Source organism: Vibrio fortis, from assembly GCF_000695685.1.
Classification (GTDB): Bacteria; Pseudomonadota; Gammaproteobacteria; order Enterobacterales; family Vibrionaceae; genus Vibrio; species Vibrio fortis_A.
In genome coordinates this window covers 1-1,117 of record NZ_JFFR01000030.1, presented here as the reverse complement: position 1 = coordinate 1,117, position 1,117 = coordinate 1, and the positions used below count along the sequence as shown (strand labels likewise).

The following is a 1,117-nucleotide window of genomic DNA, read 5'->3' as shown; positions in this document are numbered from 1 at the left end:
ATCGGTGCTAATTAGAGTACCAGAGGTTGTGGTGGCTTTATCCGCTTCGTCGACGGTTACCTTTGCACTACTCACTGTAGCTGCATCGTTTGTGCCATTGATGGTCACTTTAATCGTGGATGGAGTTCCATCGACAGACGTTACTGTGAATGTCTCTTCAACTTTATCGCCGACATTGAGTTGGTTGAATGCACTGTTAGCCGTAAAGATCCAGTGACCGTTGGCATCAATGGTTAGGTCGCCATGCGTACCCGTGATGGAGTCTGGCGTAAAGGCGTTATCTGGATTATCAACATCAGTGCTGGTTAGGGTGCCAGAGGTCGTGACGGGTTTATCCGTTTCATCGATGGAGACTGTAGCACTGCTGACGGTCGCGGCATCATTGGTACCGTTAATGACGACCTTGATGGTTGACTGAGTGCCATCAACAGAAGCAATGGTAAATGTCTCTTCAACTTTGTCGCCAACGTTGAGTTGGTTGAATGCGCTGTTGGCGGTAAAGATCCAGTGACCATTGGCATCAATGGTTAGACCGCCATGAGTTCCCGTGATCGAAGCAGGTGCGAAGGTGTTATCCGGGTTATCGACATCGGTACTGGTTAGGGTTCCAGATGTGGTTATTGCCGTGTCTGTTTCATCAACAGCCACAGTCGCGCTGCTTACTGTCGCGGCATCGTTGGTACCATTGATGGTCACTTTAATAGTGGATGGTGTGCCATCGACAGACGTTACCGTAAATGTCTCTTCAACTTTGTCGCCGACATTCAATTGGTTAAATGCACTATTAGCGGTAAACACCCAGTGGCCATTGGCGTCAATGGTTAGGTCGCCGTTGGTGCCCGTGATCGAATCTGGTGTGAAGGCGTTATCTGGGTTATCGATATCGGTGCTGGTTAGCGTACCAGAGGTTGTAATTGCCGAGTCAGTTTCATCGACGGCCACAGTCGTACTGCTCACTGTAGCCGCATCATTCGTGCCGTTGATGGTTACTTTAATTGTCGAAGGTGTGCCATCGACAGACGTTACTGTGAATGTCTCTTCAACTCTATCGCCGACATTCAGTTGGTTGAATGCGCTGTTGGCGATGAAAACCCAATGACCATTGGCATCAATGGTC

At 49.1% G+C, this 1,117-nt stretch carries 1 protein-coding gene; it reads right to left on the bottom strand.

The genetic code is table 11. The features are described from left to right. Positions 1-1,117: VCBS domain-containing protein (locus VFDL14_RS0123510; RefSeq protein WP_200870310.1), on the bottom strand; the 1,117-nt coding region annotated here is incomplete at both ends.